Origin of the sequence: Haemophilus sp. HMSC061E01 (assembly GCF_001810345.1) — a bacterium.
GTDB lineage: Bacteria > Pseudomonadota > Gammaproteobacteria > Enterobacterales > Pasteurellaceae > Haemophilus_D.
In genome coordinates, this window is sequence record NZ_KV801005.1 from 367,290 (window position 1) to 367,682 (window position 393).

General features: G+C 44.8%; 1 pseudogene. It reads right to left on the bottom strand.

Annotation, left to right across the window (positions count from 1 at the left end):
* Window positions 1-393, bottom strand: a pseudogene (locus HMPREF2732_RS09850) (hypothetical protein); the annotation flags it as partial.

Sequence of the window (393 nt, forward strand, 5' to 3'; positions counted from 1 at the left end):
TGATAGTATGAGTACCGTCGCCGTTATCTACAACCTCACCTGTAATGCTATCACCTTTATCACCTTTCTCACCAGTTGCACCAGTGTCACCTTTCGCACCTGCTGCACCGGTTGCACCATCTTTAACGATAGTGGTGGTAGTGTTACCGTTACCATCCACGACAGTTAATGTATGTGTACCATTACCGTTGTTTGTAACAGATGCTTCTGCATTTTTACCATCTTTAACAACTGTTGAAGTGGTTTGACCGTTGCCATCTACGATAGTGACTGTGTGTGTACCGTTACCGTTGTTTACAACACTTGCTTCAGCGTTTTTACCTGCTGCACCAGTCGCACCATCTTTACCGTCTTTACCATCTTTTACGATAGTAGTGGTCACTGAGCCATCAC